We start from the raw sequence: 16207 nt of genomic DNA, 5'->3' as shown, positions 1-16207 counted from the left end.
AGCTAAGTGCGGAAAAGATAAGCGCTGAAAGCATCTAAGCGCGAAACTTGCCTCAAGATGAGTCTTCCCTGGGCCTTCAAGGCCCCTGAAGGAACGTTTAAGACTAAGACGTTGATAGGCTGGGTGTGTAAGTGCAGCGATGCATTGAGCTAACCAGTACTAATGATCCGTGAGGCTTAACCTTACAACACCGAAGGTGTTTTAGAGAGATTTTCAGCGAAGTTCCGAGATTGGTTCTGATGGCGACACGAGAGTGAAGCGGTTGGAATGAAACAGAATTTGCCTGGCGGCAATAGCGCGGTGGTCCCACCTGACCCCATGCCGAACTCAGAAGTGAAACGCCGTAGCGCCGATGGTAGTGTGGGGTCTCCCCATGCGAGAGTAGGACACTGCCAGGCATCAAACAAAGCCAAAAGCCCTGAACTGACGTTCAGGGCTTTTTGCTATGCGTAAAATGGAAAATCCCCGTTGTAACCCGCTTCATCTTTCATCTCACGATTCTATATTCATCACAAAACCAATTCATTTTTTGAATGAACTCCAGATATTCTTCGTCCGCTATTAAGTTTGGCTGTTAACTTATAAATAACAATAAAGTAACAACCAGGGCGGCAGGAAGCCGAATTTCATCATTGCTATGGCTCGGAGAACATATCATGACAGAAACAACCTCAGCTCTTGAGGGTGAGCGCGGCGTCGAACAGGGGGCGCTGGATAACAAGAAACGCATTTTCGCTATCGTCGGGGCTTCATCAGGCAATCTGGTGGAGTGGTTTGATTTTTACGTTTACTCCTTCTGTTCCATTTACTTTGCCGCCTCGTTCTTTCCGGCGGGCAACAGCACCACGCAGCTGCTGCAAACCGCCGGGGTGTTCGCCGCCGGCTTCTTTATGCGGCCTATCGGCGGCTGGCTGTTCGGCTATATTGCCGACAAACACGGCCGAAAAAACTCAATGCTGATTTCGGTCTGCATGATGTGCGCCGGATCGCTGGTGATCGCCTGCCTGCCGACATATGAATCGATCGGCAGCTGGGCACCGGCGCTGCTGCTGCTTGCGCGCCTGTTCCAGGGGCTGTCGGTGGGCGGCGAGTACGGCACCAGCGCTACCTATATGAGCGAGGTAGCGATCAAGGGCCGACGTGGCTTTTATGCCTCGTTCCAGTACGTGACGCTGATCGGCGGGCAACTGCTGGCGCTGCTGGTATTGGTGATCTTGCAGCAAATATTGTCCGGTGAAGAGCTGAAGGCCTGGGGCTGGCGTATCCCGTTTGCGCTCGGTGCGCTGTTGGCGGTGGTGGCGCTGTACCTGCGCCGCTCGCTGAATGAAACCTCCGATGCGAAGACGCGTAACCACAAGGATGCCGGTTCGCTGACGGGGCTGTGGAAAAACCGCAAAGCGTTTCTGATGGTGCTGGGCTTTACCGCCGCCGGTTCGCTGACCTTCTACACCTTCACCACCTACATGCAGAAATATCTGGTGAACACCGCCGGTATGGACGCCAAGCTGGCCAGCGCCATCATGACCGTCGCGCTGTTCGTCTTCATGTTGCTGCAGCCGGCGGTCGGCGCGTTCTCGGATAAAATCGGCCGTCGCAGTTCGATGTTGATCTTCTCGGCATTGGCCACCGTGTTGACGGTACCGATCCTGTTTGCCCTGAAAGAGGTGACCAATCCCTTTATGGCGTTCGGCCTGATCGTGCTGGCGTTGTTCGTCGTCAGCTTCTACACCGCGATCAGCGGGCTGCTTAAAGCCGAGATGTTCCCGCCGGAGGTGCGGGCGTTAGGGGTAGGCTTGTCTTATGCGGTAGCGAATGCCCTGTTCGGTGGTTCGGCGGAATATGTCGCGCTGTCGCTGAAATCGTTCGGCGTGGAGAACGCTTTCTTCTGGTACGTTTCCGGTATGTGCCTGCTGGCGTTGCTGGTCTCACTCCGGCTGCATCGCAAAGGCAAGGAGATACAGCTGTAATAAAAACCCCGGCCTTGGCCGGGGTCAGAGTACATCTTACAGGATACGGCTAATCAGCCGATCGATGCGGATGCGCCGCAGACGGCGAATCAGCTTGCGCACCTTGATCGGGTACTGCTGAATGCTTTGCAGCTCCTGATAATGGCCGACCACGGTGGTGTGGGTGCGGATGCATTCCAGCTCTTTTTGCCGCTGCTCGCGCATTTCCTGCTTGGGATCGTGGATCAGAATGGCGTTTTCCAGATCCAGCCGCCAGGCGCGCGGGTTGAGGTTATTGCCGGTGACCAGCTGCCACTCTTCGTCTACCCACATGCCTTTCAGGTGATAGCTGTTATCGCCATCCTTCCACAGACGCACGATCAGCTGGCCGGTGTCGACATAACGCTGCAAGCGGCTCAGGAAGCGGCGCAGGTTGATCTCGTACAGGTAGGGCAGCGCGCCGATGATTTTGAACGGCTGGTCTTCCGGAATATAGAAGTCGTTGGCAGTTTTGTCGCCGACGATGATCTCCACCTGTTTGCCCTGGCGCAGCAGATAAATGATGTTGCGCACCAGCAGCGCCGGCAGGTTGAAATAGGGGGTACACAGCGTCAGTTTCTGGTCGGCGCACGACATCAGGTGATGAATGGTTTTATTCAGCACGCTTTGCTTGCCAAGCCCAACCAGCGGCGTCACCGCCAGCTCATCGTTGCCGGCTTTACCGCGGAAGTGGTAACCGGCGCGGCGCAGGGCGAAACGGAACAGACGGGTCTCGTTTTTGATCTCCGGGCTTTTCGGCCGATCGCTGCGATCGAGGCGCTGTACGGCGCCGGCGGTGAGCAGATGCTGCTTGATGTAATCGATCAGGGTATCGGCCAACGCCTCGTTGGTGATCAGCTGGTAGCGATCGTAACGGTATTTCTCATGCTGATGCAGATAGACGTCATTGATGCTGGCGCCGCTGTAGATCACGGTATCGTCGACCACGAAGCCCTTCAGGTGCAGGACGCCCAGCGCTTCGCGGGTATTGACCGGTACGCCGTAGATAGGCACCGACTGCTCTGGATGTTGGCTGGCCATGGCGCAGTACCAGTCGGCGTTGGTATTGGCGGCGGCGGCGCCGATGCGCCCGCGCTGTGCGCGGTGCCAGTCGACCAGCACGCAGATTTCCAGCTCGGGCCGCCGCTGCTTGGCTTGATACAGCGCGTTGAGGATCTCGCGCCCGGCGTCGTCATGCTCCAGATACAGGGCCACCAGATAGATACGTTGGGTGGCGTTGGCGATGGCGTCCAGCAACGTGGTGCGAAAGTCGGACGGCGCGTACAGCGTACGAACATCAGCAACCGTCTGGGGGAGTTTGGGCAGTTGTGCAAGGTGTTGTTGATGTTTGCTACGTTTAAATTTTGACAACATCACAGTGCGTTTCTTCTCTCATGATTGATGGCCGGAACGCCACAGGCTTAAAAACAATAAACCGAATAATCGGTCGATAATACCATTAGTTGCCTCGATTGTGCGTATGTTTTGGCGTTAAGTGGTGGATTCGTAGCGCATTGCGACGCAGGTCACTGCGCGTCGGCGGCCTGCAGCGGCAGCGTCAGATTGACGATGCCGTCCTCAAGCTGCACCTCGATGCCAAAGCCCAGCCGCTGCGCCAGTGCGATCATGCCGCGGTTATTCGGCATGGTGATGCCGCTCAGGCGAGTCAGGCCATGAGCGCGCGCATAGGCGATCATTTTCTCCAGCAGCTGACGGCCCAGGCCCACGCCTTTCAGATCGGAACGCACCAGCACGGCGAATTCGGCGTCGGTGTTGTCCGGATCGGACAGCGCGCGGGTCACGCCGATGATCTCGTCTGCGCGCACCGCCACAAAGGCCATTTCTCGATCGTAGTCGATCTGCGTCATGTTGGCCAAATCGTCATGGGTAAACTCGTTGATCTCGCTGAAGTAGCGATAATAGAGATCTTCCTTGGTCACTCTATCGATGAAATGCTTCAGCGCCGGCTCGTCTTCCGGCAGGATTGGGCGGAACAGGCATTGGCTGCCGTCTTTCAGCGCGATGGTCTCTTCCAGCTCATGCGGATAAGGGCGGATCGCCAGCCGCGCCTGCGGATCGCCGCTGAACGGCGCGAGCTGCATCGAAACATCCAGCAGGGTGAACTCGCTGCCGGAGGCCAGCACCGGGTGAATATCCAGCCGGGCGATCTCCGGGCAGTCGAGGATCAGGTTGGAGACCTGCACCAGCAGGCGGCTCAGCCCAGGGATATCCAAAGGTCGCAGCGCGCTGCGCCCGCGGATCTTGCCGCCTTTCACCGCCTGCAGCACCAGATAACGCGCCAGCGCCATGTTCAGCGGCGGCAGCGCGACCGCCACCTGATTTTCCTGGCGCCACTCTACGCCGCCTTCGCCCAGCATGATCAGCGGGCCGAAAATCGCATCCTGCTCTACCGCGATGCGCAGCTCCTGGGCGCCGGCGCGGTTGGCCATGCTCTGCACCAGCAGGCCATGGATGCGCGCCTGGGGGTAGGTGCGCTTCACGCGGTCGAGGATCGCCTCCGCCGCGCGCTGCACTTCGGTCGCTGTGCGCAGGTAGAGCATGACGCCCTGAACTTCCGATTTATGCGGGATATCCGGCGAACGCAGCTTCAGCGCTACCGGGTAGCCGATCTGTTCGGCAATGTGTACCGCTTCGGCGCTGTCCTCGGCAATCCAGGTCGGCAGGGTGCTCAGATCGTAGGCCTGCAGGATGGATTGCACCTCGTGGGTATCCAGCTGGGTGGCGCCTTCGGCCAGCGCCTGATGGATAAGGCGGTGGGCGTCGGCGGTGTTGGCGGTGAGGCCGACCGGCAGCGCTGGCGTCTCTTTCAACTGCTTCTGGTTGCGGCGATATTCCACCATATGCATAAAGGCGGTCACCGCGCCTTCCGGCGTGCGGTAGGTGGGAATGGCGGCCTCGGTAAATAACCGGCGCGCCTCTTGCGAAGAGTATTCGCCGCACCAGTTGGTCAGCAGCGTGATGCGTTTGCCGCGCGGATGGCGGTGCAGCGCCTCGATCAGCCGTTCCGCCGTGGCGGTGCCCGGCGCCGCCGCACTTGGCGCGTGGATTAACAGCAGCGCGTCATAGTCGTGGCTGTCGAGCAGCGCTTCGATTGCTGCCAGGAAGCGCTGCGGCGTGGCGTCGTCGCGCAGGTCGAGCGGATTGCCGGCGCGGATGAAATCCGGCAGCGCGTCGCTCAATGTCGCCAGGCTCTCATCGCTCAGCGTGGCCAGCTTGCCGTTGCGTCCGAGCAGTTCGTCCAGCGCCATCGCCGCCGGCGCCGCCCCGTTGCTGACGATCATCAGCCGCTCGCCGCGCAGCGGATGCATATGGCTGAGGGTTTCCACCGCCGAGAACAGCTCATGGGTATCCTGCACGCGCAGTAGGCCGGCGCGCTGGATGGCGGCGTCATAGGCGGCGTCCAGCCCCAGCTGGCTGTTGAGCAGCAGCTGCGCCTGTTGGCTGCGGCCGCTTTTGATCACCAAAATGGGCTTGTTGCGCGAGGCGCTGCGCGAGGCGGAGAGAAAGCGCCGCGCATCGCTGATGTTTTCCAGATACAGCAGAATGGCGCTGGTCTTGCTGTCGCGCGCCAAAAAGTCGAGCAGGTCGTCGACGTCGATGTCCAGGCTGTCGCCCAGCGCGATAAAGTAAGAGAAGCCGACTTCGCGCTGCTGCGCCCAGTCGAGAATGGTGTTGGCCACGGCGGCGGACTGCGAGATAAACGCCAGCTTGCCCTTTTGGATCGGCACCGGCGAGAAGCTGGCGTTGATGCCCTGCCACGGCGCCAGCAGCCCCAGGCTGTTGGGGCCCAATAGCCGCATGGCGTAGCGCTGCGCGCAGGCCTTCAGCTCGGCAAACTGTTCCGGCGGCGAAGAGAGTACGATGGCGGTTTTACAGCCGCGTTGGCCCAGCGCTTCAATCAGCGCCAGATTGCGTTTGGCGTGGGTGCAGATGATCGCCAGATCCGGCGTCAGCGGCAGGCTGGCGACGTCGGGGTAGGCCATCACGCCGCAGACCGCTTTGTAGCGCGGCGTGACCGGCAAGATGGGCCCGCCGAATCCGCCGGCCAGCAGGTTGCTCATCATCAGGTTGCCGGCGCGGCCGGGCTGCTGCGAAGCGCCCAGCACGGCGATCGATTTGGGACGTAATAGCGCTTCTAACCCTCGCTGGCTCATGCACGGCTCCTTTTGGCAACGTTACGCCTGATTTTAGGCGCTTTCTGGCTACATTGCTGTGACCGGTGCCTCCGGCCGGGTCGGTTTTCCCGCCAGATATTGTTGACGGAAATAGCGGAAATGCTGATTCAATCCGTCGGCGGCCGGCAGATCGCCCGCCTGTTGCAGCAGGGCGGCGGCCACTTCCGCCGTGCAGTGTTGCTCGGCGCGGCTGGCTTCGCGCAGCTGGTAGTCCGATGCCGCGTCGACGTTGAGGGAAAACACCGGGAATTGATTGAGGTACGGGCTTTTACGGAACATTTTGCGCGCTTCCGCCCAGGTGCCGTCCAGCATGATGAACAGCGGCGGTTTGCCACCGGCGGGCAGCTCGCTGAACACCGGCCGTTCGGCGTCGGCGTAGGAAGCGGGGAACACCACATAAGGCTGCCGCGCCGGATCGTTGATGGCCGCCAGCAGGGCCGGATCGACTTCGGTGCGCGACCAGAGGAACGCCTGGGTGTCCGGCAGGATATCGGCGATCAGGCGGCCGGTGTTGCTGGGCTTGAGCGGCTCGGCGCCGAACATGATCAGGCAGAAACGGCTGCCGGCCTGCTGCGGGCGAATGGTGTCGCACAGGCAGTTTTTATGCGGCAGCAGGCAACCCTGACAACGCGCCACCCGGCAACCGCGCGCCAGAAAAGGGCGGGTGGCGCGGTCTAAACAGAATTGGCGCAGGCGAAGTACGGCGTTGTCGGTCATAACGATCCTGGGGAAAAACCGCCATTGTAACGCAGAAAAAAGCCCGCCGGGAGGGGCGGGCTCGATCGAGGCGCGTTCGCGCGCGATGGCGGGATACGGCCTATACTTGCCGAATCACACTAACTCGTTGAGCCAGTTGTCAAACGGCGCTTTCGGCATCGCGCCGTTGAGCATGTCGACCATCTTGCCCTGACGGAACACCATGATGGTCGGGATGCTGCGGATGCGGAAACGGGCGCTCAGCTCCGGCTCGGCTTCGGTGTTCACTTTCACGAAGCGCACTTTGCCGGCGCGCTCTTCGGCCACGTCTTCAAAGATCGGCGCAAAGCTGCGGCACGGGCCGCACCACGGCGCCCAGAAATCGACCACGACCGGCAGATCGTCCTGCAGCAACTGGTCCAGCGTGGCGGCGGTGGCATTGATCACTTCACCGTCGAAGAGCTCATGGCCGCAGCGGCCGCATTTCGCGTTGTCCGCCAAACGTTCTTCCGGCACGCGGTTGGTGGCATTGCAAGCTGCACAAACTGTATTCATGTTGACCTCGGGTACAGAGAAAGCATGGTCCCCGCAACGCAGTTGCGGAGATGTTTCTTTAATGCTGACAATTATCGGCAAAACCCGGCGCATGAACAATGAGGTTTGTTCAATGGATGTGATAGTTGGGAGCTTTTAGCGCAAGTTGGTGGCTTCATGCACCAACATCAGGTAATCTTCGCGCCCTGCGCGTTGGTGGAGAAGACAATGAACGATTCATTTAGTGGCAAGAACGGTAAGGTCAAAGTGATGTACGTCCGCAGTGACGATGACAACGGCGACGACCGCAACAAGAATAAACGTCCGGCCGGCAAAGGCCGTCCGGCTGACGGTGCGCGCTCCGGCCGCACCGGTCAAGACAAGGCGCGCGGCGGCAACGATCGCCGCGGTGCCGACTCCCGCCGCAGTGAAAGCGATCGTCCTCGCCGTCCGGCGCGCACTGAAGATCGCGGTGGCAACGAGTCGCCGTGGAGAACCGTTTCTCGCGCGCCGAATGAAGAGCCGGCGTTCGATCACGGTGGTATCAGCGGCAAAAGCTTTATCGATCCGGAACAGCTGCGCCGCCAGCGCGCGGAAGAAACCCGCGTTTACGGTGAAAACGCCTGTCAGGCGCTGTTCGCCAGCCGCCCGGAAGCGATCGTGCGCGCTTGGTTCGTGCAGTCGGTCACCCCGCGTTTCCGCGAAGCGCTGCGCTGGATGGCGGCTAACCGCAAGGCTTACCACGTGGTGGATGAGGAAGAGCTGGCCAAGGCTTCCGGCACCGAGCACCACGGCGGCGTCTGCTTCCTGATCAAAAAGCGTCAGGGCCTGGATGCGCAGACCTACCTGAAAAGCGCACCGGCGACCGACTGCGTGCTGGCGCTGGAAGAAGTGGGTAACCCGCATAACCTGGGCGCTATCGTCCGTTCTTGCGCTCACTTCGGCGTCAACGGCGTGCTGCTGCAGGATCCGGCGCTGCTGGAATCCGGCGCGGCGGTGCGTACCGCAGAAGGCGGCGCGGAGCACATCAAGGCGATCAACGCCGACGATTTCCTGTCGGTGCTGGACACCTTCCGCAAGGCGGGTTACACCATCGTTACCACCTCCAGCCACAAAGGCACCGCGCTGGCGCAGGCCAAGCTGCCGGCCAAGATGGTGCTGGTGCTGGGCCAGGAACGTGACGGTCTGAGCGACAGCGCCTGGCAGCAGGGCGACATGAACGTGTCTATCGGCGGCACCGGCAAGGTGGAAAGCCTGAACGTTTCCGTAGCGACCGGCATTCTGCTGGCGGACTGGTGGCGTCAGAATCAGGCGTAATCTGTTCTACGTCGGATAAAAAAACGGGCGCCCCAGGGCGCCCGTTTCGTTTATTGAAGCTTAGTGAGCGCCGCCGCCCCCACCGCCGCCGGAGCTGAACGGCGGTTTCGCCACCCACACCAGCACCAGCAGCACCAGGAATACCCCGGCCGACAGCCAGAAGATCTCGTTGGCGGAGATGATCAGGCCCTGCGCGGTGATCTCGTTGGCGATATACGCCGACGCTTGTTGTTTGCTCATGCCGAGCTGCTCCAGCTGCCGGTACATCTCCTGCGACTGCGGGTTGTACGGGTTGACGAACTCCGTCAGCTGCGAATGGTGCTGCGATTCGCGCTGCGTCCACAGGGTGGTGGTGATCGAGGTACCGATCGACCCCGCCAGCGTTCGCGTGAAGTTCGACAGGCTCGACGCCGCCGCCATGCGTTCCGGCGGCAGGCCGGACAGCGTGATGGTGGTCAACGGCATGAAGAAGCAAGCGATGGCGAAGCCCTGGACAAACTGCGGCCAGGCGGAAGCGCCGAAGTCCATACCCGGTTCAAACGTATAGGCACGCCAGTAGAAGCACACGGCATACATGATGAAGCTGAAGGTGACCAGCCGGCGCATGTCGAGCCGATTGCCGAACTTGCCGATGATCGGCGACAGCAGCACCGGGATCAGCCCAACCGGCGCCGACGCCAGCCCCGCCCAGGTGGCGGTATAGCCGTACACCTCTTGCAGCAGCTGCGGCAACAGCACGATGGCGCCGAAGTACAGCATGTAGGCCAGGCTGATACACAGGCAGCCGATGGTGAAGTTGCGCGACTTGAACAGCGACAGATCCACCACCGGATGGTCGTCCGTCAGCTCCCACACCACCAGGAACAGCAGCGCCACCACCGCGACGACGGTGAGCGTGATGATCTCGGTCGAGTTGAACCAGTCCAGCTCCTTGCCCTGATCGAGCATGATCTGCAGCGAACCGATACCGACGATCAGCAATACCAGGCCGACGGTGTCGATCGGTTTGATCTCGGTTTTGGTTTCCCGCCCCTTCAACGTCGCCATCGCCGCCACGATCACGAAGACGCCGATCGGGATGTTGATGAAGAAGATCCAGCCCCAATGGTAGTTGTCGCTGATATAGCCGCCGAGGATCGGCCCAAAGATCGGCGCGACGATAACGGTCATCGACCAAAGCGCCAGGGCCATCGCTCGCTTGGCGGGCGGATAGTTGTTCAGCAACAGGCTCTGCGACAGCGGGATCAGCGGCCCGGCCACCACGCCCTGGATCACGCGGAAGAAGATCAGCATGCCGAGGCTGTTGGAGATGCCGCACAGCCAGGAGGCGAGGGCGAACAGCGCGGTGGACCAGAGGAACAGCCGCACTTCGCCGAAGCGCTTCGCCAGCCAGCCGGTGATCGGAATCGAGATGGCGTTCGCCACGCCAAACGAGGTGATCACCCAGGTGCCCTGCGAGTTGGAAGACCCGAGGTTACCGGAAATGGTGGGGATCGCCACGTTGGCGATGGTGGAGTCCAGCACCTGCATGAAGGTCGCCATGGCGAGCGCGACCGTCATCCAGGCAAGCTGGGCGCCTTCAAGCGGTTTCTGTGGCAAGATGGCCTCCCGCGCGCTTAGCCGGCGTTCGCATGGATCACGTCGGCGATCAGCTGGTTAACCGGCGCCAGATTCAACGCCAGCGCGTCGCTCTGATACAGCGGTTTGTCGCGCACCACGTCGGCCAGCACGCGGCCGTCCAGGTTGGCGGTGTCGACGGTCACCAGCGTAGAAAGACCGATGCGCAGCGGATGATCGGCCACCTGCTTGGCGTCGAGCTCAATACGCACCGGCAGACGTTGCACCACTTTGATCCAGTTGCCGGTGGCGTTTTGCGCCGGCAGCAGGGAGAAGGCGCTACCGGTGCCCATGTCGATACCGGCCACTTTGCCCTGATACACCACGTCGTCGCCGTAGACGTCGCTGACCACCGTCGCCGGCTGGCCGATGCGCATGTTGGCGATCTGGGTTTCCTTGAAGTTGGCGTCAACCCAAATGTGATCGGCCGGCACCACCGCCATCAGCGGCGAACCGGCGGCGATCTGCGCGCCGACCTGCACGCTGCGGCGCGAGACATAGCCGGTGATCGGGCTGATCACTTTGGTACGCTGCAGCGCCAGCCAGGCATCGCGCATCTGCGCGGCGGCCTGTTGGATCGCCGGCTGCTGTTCCAGCGGGGTGTTCAGCACCATCGCCTGATTGGCGTTGTATTGCTGCACCGCCACTTCCAGCGCGGCCTTGGCGCTGTCGACCGCATCGCGAGCGTGTTGCAGCTCTTCGCGGCCGATGGCGTCAACGCTGCCCAGCACCACGCGGCGCTTCAGATCGTTCTCGGCCTTGCTCAGATCGGTCTTGCGCAGGGCGATGTTGGCCTGATATTGCTTGCTGTTGATGATCAGCTGGTGGGTCTGACGCACGCTGTTGGCCAGGCCGGTCTTGGCGCGTTCAAACGCCTGCTCGGCATCGGTCGGATCGAGCGTCAGCAGCACGTCGCCCTGCTTGACGTAGTCGGTGTTGTCGAAATTGACGCTGTTCACGCTGCCGGACACCTGGGCCATGATCTGCACCTGGTTGCCGGAGACGTAGGCGTCGTCGGTTTCCTGGTGATGACGCAGCACCAGGAACCAATACACTAAGTAAGCCACCCCTATAACAATGAAAATAACCGTCAGCAACAGCAGCCAAAATTTACGCTGCTTCTTTTTGCCGTTCGGCTGCTGCGGGTTTTGGATTTCCGCGCTTGCGCTCATGGTGTTCTCCAAGCCTTATATTATTATGCTTTCGAATCCGCTGCGGCCGGGGCCTGATAGCCACCGCCCAGCGCGCGGATCAGTCCTATCTTCGCCTGCAGTAAATTGCTGCTGGCATTCAACTCCGCCTGTTGCTGCTGTAATAGCTGCGTCTGGCTGGTCAACAGATCGTCGCGCCCGATAATCCCTGCCTGGTAACGGGCGTTGGCGACCTGATACACCTGTTGCATCGACTGGGCCGCGGACGCCGCCTGCAGCTGCTGTTGCGCAGAGCTCTGCTGGATGGTGATGGCGTCGGCGGTTTCCTGTACCGCATTCAGGATGGTTTGGTTGTAGGATTCCACCGCTTCGTCATACAGCGCGGATTCCTCGCCCAGCTTGCTGCGCAGCGCCCCGGCGTGGAAGATCGGCAGCGAAATCGCCGGCATCACGTTCCAGGCCTGGCTGGCCGCTTCAAACAGGTTCGGGCTGGTACCACTGGTATTGGTGGTCATCAGGCCGGCGAAGGCTGAAATGGTCAGGCTGGGGTAAAACTCTTTACGCGCGGCGCTGACGCGCTGGCTGTAAGACTCCACCAGCTGGCGTTGCGCGGCGATGTCCGGGCGTTTGCCCAGCAGATCCGCCGTCAGCTCGCCCTGCGGCGCCATCAGGTTGTCTGCGGGCAACGGCACCTGACGCAGGTGCTGCATGGCGTTCGGCCCCTGGCCGGCCAGCGCGGCGAGCTGGTGTCTGAGCTGCTCGATCTGCGATTGCAGCTGCAGGATCTGCTGCTTGGCGACGTCGGACTGTGCCTGGGTTTGTTGCGGCACGTCGACGCCGGTCAGGCCGGCCTGATAGCGCTGTTGGCGCAGCGCGGTCAGGCGCTCATTGTTGTTCACTTCCTGCTGCAGCAGCTTCTCGAGCGCCAGGTTGCTCTGCAGCTGATAATAGGCGGACGCCACCGAACTGGTCAGCGTCAGCGCCGCCTGTTCCTGCTCGGCGCGCGCGGCGTTGACCTGCGCCTTGGCGGCGTTCACCTGGTTGCGGTATTTGCCCCACCAGTCGAACTCGTACGCCAGGTTCAGCCCCAGCGAATTGGAGCTTTCGTAGATCGGCTTATGCGGATACCCCAGCCCCATATTGACGTTTTGCGGCACGCGCTGGCGTTGGGTGCTGGCGTTCAGATCCAGGTTCGGCCCGTTGGCGGCGCTGGCTTCACCCACCACGCTCTGCGCTTCGCGCACGCGGGCGGCGGCCTGCCGCAGGGTCGGCGAGCTTTGCAGCGTCTGCGTCATCAAGGCGTCCAGCTGCGGATCCTTGAGGGCGCGCCACCACTGCGGGCTGACGGCCAGCGAACTGACTTTCGGCTGAGCCAACTGCAGGCTCTGCGGATCCATCAGCGTGGATTGCGGGGCAATATTATCGGTCGAAGCACACCCGGCCAGCAGCAACACGGCGAACAGCGGGGTGAATCTCCAGTTAAATGGGGATCGCATAAGTAGGTACCTGAACAGAAATTGTGAATTAGGATAACTGTTCTGTGATTTCCATTTGATCCAGACGTGCCAGCAATTTGCGCGTCAGCTGTTCCAGCTGTTTTTGCTCATCGTCGGTCAGCGTGGACCACAGGAAATGCAGACATTGGTGCTGCGGCGGCAGCAGTTGACTGAGAAATTCTTCCCCCTGCGGCGTCAGATGCAGATGCAGGCAGCGGCGATCGTTGTCGCTTTCCCGGCGCTCGATCCAGCCGCGTTTCTCCAGCTCGTCGGCGATGCGGGTCGCATTGGTGCGCGAGGAGCCTAAGGCAGAGCTTAGCTCAGAAGGTTGGATGCTGTGGCTTTCCTGCGCATCCAGGGTGATCAGCGCCATAAACAGTGTTTCGTTAATCCCCTGCGCCTTCAGCATCTTATTGCGGTTTTCCAGCAGCTTGCCTTGCATGTGCATGCACAGGCGGGTCAGCAGGATTTCCTGATAAGGGAAATCTTTCTGCCGGGTGGCACGGAAATTCAGCATTTGTTCTATGGGGGCAAACGAGCTTTCCATAATTTAGGGCCTCATTAATTTCGTTCGAGATAGTAACGACGGTGACTAATAATGTAAATGTTCAGCCGTGCGGATAATTTAGCAATTCGTGTCATTTGTCAGTGTTTGTAAAGATGTGACGCATGAAAACGCCAAAGTGAAGCCAAACGATCGGGAGCGGCGTCAGCCCGGACCGAAAAGCATTAACAGCTTTAATGTGACGCCAAAGGCCGTCGCGCCGAGCAGCGTCGACAGAATGATGCTTTTGCTGCGGTAGAAGCACAGCGCCAGTGCGGCGAACCCCGCCAACGTCGGCAGCAGCTTGTCCGGTTCGCGCATGACGACCGGCGTGCTGGAGACCACCAGCAGGGCGCAGATCGAGGCGATGCCGATGCTGTCGAGCAGCAGGGCGGCTTTACCGCGTTTGAGGCCGGGCTGGGCGCGCGCCGGCGCCAGCCGCAGCGGCAGATAACGGAACAGGTAATTGGCGCAGCCCACCACCAGGCCGATCACCAGCACATCAGTGTTCATGGTTGGCCTCCGCAGGGGCGGGCTGGAACAGGGCTGCGACGCAGCCGGCGCCGATGCCGGCCAAAATGGCGACCGGAATGGAGAACAGCACCACGCCGAGCAGCGCGCCGGCCAATGCGGCAGCAATGGTCAGGCTCTGCGGGCGCCGGAAGGCGGCCAGCAGGAAACTGAGAAACAGCGCCGGCAGCATGAAGGCCAGCGAGGCTTCGATCACCGGGAACTGCTCCAGCGGGCCGTTGCCGAACAGCGCGCCGAGCGCGGTGCCAGCCACCCAGGAAAGCCAGGAACAGAGCGCGATGCCCAGCATCCAGTTTTCGCTCCAGCTGCGGTTATTGCGCATCAGCCTGGCGGTAGCGGCGGCGAAGACCTCATCTGTCAGGCCAAAGGCCCACATCGCCGTTTTACCGGGCGACATGCGCGAGACGATGCGGTGGCGCAGCGCCGGGCCGTAGAGCAGGTGGCGCACATCCATCGCCATCACCGTTAACGCGGAGACCCACAGCGACATCCCGGCGCTCAACAGGGCGGTGATCACGAACTGGCTGGCGCCGGCGTAGATAATGCAGGAGAAGAAAATGCTTTCCAGCGGGGAAAAGCCCAGTTTGACGGCGCTGAGGCCAAAGGCGAACGCCACCGGGACATACCCGATGACGATCGGCAAACTGTCGACGACGCCGTTGGCGAAGGTGGCGCTGACGGCGGGCGGATTGAGGCTGTCTGCAGCTTGGCTTTGCATGGTTGTGGGTCGCAGGGTAGATAGGACTTCAATAGTTTATGCCCAGAACATTACCAGAGAGTAAGTAATGTTTATACCCTGCACCGCTAATAAATTTCTTAAGTGACTATTTGCACGATAATCAGATTGTCGCCGGCCCCTGCGGATCGTGGTGCTTGCCGAGCCACCAGGTCAGCAGGTTGAGCAGGCATAACACCCCGCCGGCGGCGGCCACGCCGTACCAGCCGGCATGCTGATAGGCCGAGGCGGAGAGCAGTGAACCGAGGGCACCGCCGATAAAGTAGCTGGTCATGTAGCCGGCGGTCAGGCGGTTGCGCGCGTCCGGCATGATGCGGTACATCACGCTCTGGTTGGTGACGTGTACCGCCTGCACCGCCAGATCGAGGATCAGGATGCCGGCGATCAGCGCCCACAGCGATTGTTTGGCGAACGCGATAGGTATCCAGGACAGCAGCAGCAGCACCAGGCCGACGGTGGTGGTCAATCCGGCTTTGCCCTTGTCCGCCAGATGCCCGGCGCGTGAAGCGGCCAGCGCCCCGGCGGCGCCCACCAGGCCGAACAGCCCGATCACCCCCTCGGAATAGTTGAACGGCGGCGCGGCGAGCAGAAAGGCCATGGAGGTCCAGAGCACGCTGAAGTTGGCGAACGACAGGGCGCCGAGGATGGCGCGGGTGCGCAGCAGCGGCGTGCGGCAGAACAGGCTGAAGATCGAGGCCAGCAGCTGCGGGTAGTTCAGCCCGGAGTGTTGCTTATAGCGCGGCAGCGCGCGCCACAGGATCAGCGCCATCAGGATCATCAGCACGCTGGCGACCCAGTAGATGGTGCGCCAGCCGCCAAACGACGCCAGTGCCCCCGCGACGGTACGCGCCAGCAGGATGCCGAGCAGCAGGCCGCTCATGATGATGCCGACGGTCTTGCCGCGCTTTTCCGGGTGGGCCAGCGTGGCGGCCAGCGGCACCAGAATCTGCGCTACCACCGAGAACAGCCCGGTAAGCGCGGTGCCGAGGATCATCATCGGCAGGGTGGCGGAGGTGGCGGTGATCAGCATGCCCCCGGCGGCCAGCAGCGTCATGAACACGATCAGCCCGCGGCGCTCGAACATATCGCCGAGCGGCACCAGCAGCAGCAGCCCGGTGGCGTAACCGAGCTGCGCGGCGGTAACGATAAAGCCGGCCTGATTGACCGACAGGTTGAAGCCGGTGGCGATGGTTTCCAGCAGCGGCTGCGCGTAATAGTTGCTGGCGACCGCCAGGCCGGTAGCGATGGCGATCAGCACGGTCAGCGCCGGGCTGAGGCCCGGGTGGGCGTTTTGTTGGCTCATGGTTTTTTCATCACGGGAAGAAGATGGCGCGCAGTATCCGGCAACGCACGCCGGGAAACCAATGTATAATTTTCATTTTATTTATCTCATTTCAAGATAGA

The 16207-nt window shown here is 61.2% G+C and carries 13 protein-coding genes and 2 rRNA genes; 4 read left to right on the top strand and 11 right to left on the bottom strand.

From position 1 onward, the window contains the following. From AWX27_RS22635 to AWX27_RS22625, 3 genes are all read left to right on the top strand, one after another. A 23S ribosomal RNA gene (locus tag AWX27_RS22635) occupies window positions 1-184 on the top strand; the annotation flags it as partial. Window positions 185-282: 98 nt separating this feature from the next. Continuing rightward, a 5S ribosomal RNA gene (rrf, locus tag AWX27_RS22630) occupies window positions 283-398 on the top strand. A gap of 258 nt (window positions 399-656) precedes the next feature. After that, the gene (locus tag AWX27_RS22625; protein ID WP_060425109.1) at window positions 657-1967 is read left to right on the top strand and encodes an MFS family transporter; all 1311 of its coding nucleotides are present in this window, start codon (window positions 657-659) and stop codon (window positions 1965-1967) included. A 36-nt stretch (window positions 1968-2003) separates the two neighbouring features. Here the strand turns inward: AWX27_RS22625 and pssA are convergent, their stop codons facing one another. The 4 genes from pssA to trxC all read right to left on the bottom strand — a co-directional run bounded on the left by pssA (window position 2004) and on the right by trxC (window position 7432). Next, window positions 2004-3359, bottom strand: a complete 1356-nt coding sequence (gene pssA, locus AWX27_RS22620; RefSeq protein ID WP_060425107.1) for a CDP-diacylglycerol--serine O-phosphatidyltransferase — start codon at window positions 3357-3359, stop codon at window positions 2004-2006. Window positions 3360-3511: 152 nt separating this feature from the next. Next, entirely contained in the window at window positions 3512-6160 is a 2649-nt protein-coding gene (locus tag AWX27_RS22615; protein ID WP_047730002.1) for a bifunctional acetate--CoA ligase family protein/GNAT family N-acetyltransferase, read from the bottom strand. A 48-nt stretch (window positions 6161-6208) separates the two neighbouring features. Then, window positions 6209-6898, bottom strand: a complete 690-nt coding sequence (locus AWX27_RS22610; RefSeq protein WP_060425104.1) for a tRNA-uridine aminocarboxypropyltransferase — start codon at window positions 6896-6898, stop codon at window positions 6209-6211. Window positions 6899-7012: 114 nt separating this feature from the next. Continuing rightward, the gene (gene trxC, locus AWX27_RS22605; RefSeq protein ID WP_004928868.1) at window positions 7013-7432 is read right to left on the bottom strand and encodes a thioredoxin TrxC; all 420 of its coding nucleotides are present in this window, start codon (window positions 7430-7432) and stop codon (window positions 7013-7015) included. A gap of 207 nt (window positions 7433-7639) precedes the next feature. Between trxC and AWX27_RS22600 the strand changes: the two genes are divergently transcribed. Continuing rightward, entirely contained in the window at window positions 7640-8728 is a 1089-nt protein-coding gene (locus AWX27_RS22600) for a tRNA/rRNA methyltransferase (RefSeq protein WP_038872863.1), read from the top strand. A 60-nt stretch (window positions 8729-8788) separates the two neighbouring features. Here AWX27_RS22600 and emrB read toward each other — a convergent pair whose 3' ends face one another. From emrB to AWX27_RS22565, 7 genes are all read right to left on the bottom strand, one after another. Continuing rightward, window positions 8789-10327, bottom strand: coding sequence for a multidrug efflux MFS transporter permease subunit EmrB (gene emrB, locus AWX27_RS22595; RefSeq protein WP_038872860.1), 1539 nt, complete (start codon window positions 10325-10327; stop codon window positions 8789-8791). Window positions 10328-10344: 17 nt separating this feature from the next. Next, the gene (gene emrA, locus AWX27_RS22590) at window positions 10345-11517 is read right to left on the bottom strand and encodes a multidrug efflux MFS transporter periplasmic adaptor subunit EmrA (protein ID WP_033635707.1); all 1173 of its coding nucleotides are present in this window, start codon (window positions 11515-11517) and stop codon (window positions 10345-10347) included. 23 nt (window positions 11518-11540) lie between these two features. Next, entirely contained in the window at window positions 11541-12992 is a 1452-nt protein-coding gene (locus AWX27_RS22585; protein ID WP_060425102.1) for an efflux transporter outer membrane subunit, read from the bottom strand. A gap of 28 nt (window positions 12993-13020) precedes the next feature. Next, entirely contained in the window at window positions 13021-13539 is a 519-nt protein-coding gene (gene mprA, locus AWX27_RS22580) for a transcriptional repressor MprA (protein WP_025160249.1), read from the bottom strand. Window positions 13540-13701: 162 nt separating this feature from the next. Continuing rightward, on the bottom strand, window positions 13702-14049 hold the full coding sequence (gene ygaH / locus AWX27_RS22575; protein WP_025304001.1) for an L-valine transporter subunit YgaH: 348 nt from the start codon (window positions 14047-14049) through the stop codon (window positions 13702-13704). Then, window positions 14039-14785, bottom strand: coding sequence for an AzlC family ABC transporter permease (locus tag AWX27_RS22570; RefSeq protein WP_038872849.1), 747 nt, complete (start codon window positions 14783-14785; stop codon window positions 14039-14041). Before AWX27_RS22570 ends, ygaH begins: the two co-directional genes overlap by 11 nt. 121 nt (window positions 14786-14906) lie before the next feature. After that, window positions 14907-16106 (bottom strand): MFS transporter, encoded by a 1200-nt coding sequence (locus AWX27_RS22565; RefSeq protein WP_033632267.1) that lies wholly within the window; start codon window positions 16104-16106, stop codon window positions 14907-14909. Window positions 16107-16207 lie beyond the last annotated feature (101 nt).

It is taken from the genome of Serratia sp. 2880STDY5682894 (genome assembly GCF_001537385.1).
In the GTDB taxonomy this organism is placed as follows: domain Bacteria; phylum Pseudomonadota; class Gammaproteobacteria; order Enterobacterales; family Enterobacteriaceae; genus Serratia; species Serratia nevei.
This window is presented reverse-complemented; position numbering and strand designations above follow the sequence as displayed.

Coding starts and splice junctions, on each gene's coding strand:
- AWX27_RS22625 (WP_060425109.1), top strand. CDS start 657: ATGACAGAAACAACCTCAGCTCTTGAGGGTGAGCGCGGCGTCGAACAG.
- pssA (WP_060425107.1), bottom strand. CDS start 3,359: ATGTTGTCAAAATTTAAACGTAGCAAACATCAACAACACCTTGCACAA.
- AWX27_RS22615 (WP_047730002.1), bottom strand. CDS start 6,160: ATGAGCCAGCGAGGGTTAGAAGCGCTATTACGTCCCAAATCGATCGCC.
- AWX27_RS22610 (WP_060425104.1), bottom strand. CDS start 6,898: ATGACCGACAACGCCGTACTTCGCCTGCGCCAATTCTGTTTAGACCGC.
- trxC (WP_004928868.1), bottom strand. CDS start 7,432: ATGAATACAGTTTGTGCAGCTTGCAATGCCACCAACCGCGTGCCGGAA.
- AWX27_RS22600 (WP_038872863.1), top strand. CDS start 7,640: ATGAACGATTCATTTAGTGGCAAGAACGGTAAGGTCAAAGTGATGTAC.
- emrA (WP_033635707.1), bottom strand. CDS start 11,517: ATGAGCGCAAGCGCGGAAATCCAAAACCCGCAGCAGCCGAACGGCAAA.
- AWX27_RS22585 (WP_060425102.1), bottom strand. CDS start 12,992: ATGCGATCCCCATTTAACTGGAGATTCACCCCGCTGTTCGCCGTGTTG.
- mprA (WP_025160249.1), bottom strand. CDS start 13,539: ATGGAAAGCTCGTTTGCCCCCATAGAACAAATGCTGAATTTCCGTGCC.
- ygaH (WP_025304001.1), bottom strand. CDS start 14,049: ATGAACACTGATGTGCTGGTGATCGGCCTGGTGGTGGGCTGCGCCAAT.
- AWX27_RS22570 (WP_038872849.1), bottom strand. CDS start 14,785: ATGCAAAGCCAAGCTGCAGACAGCCTCAATCCGCCCGCCGTCAGCGCC.
- AWX27_RS22565 (WP_033632267.1), bottom strand. CDS start 16,106: ATGAGCCAACAAAACGCCCACCCGGGCCTCAGCCCGGCGCTGACCGTG.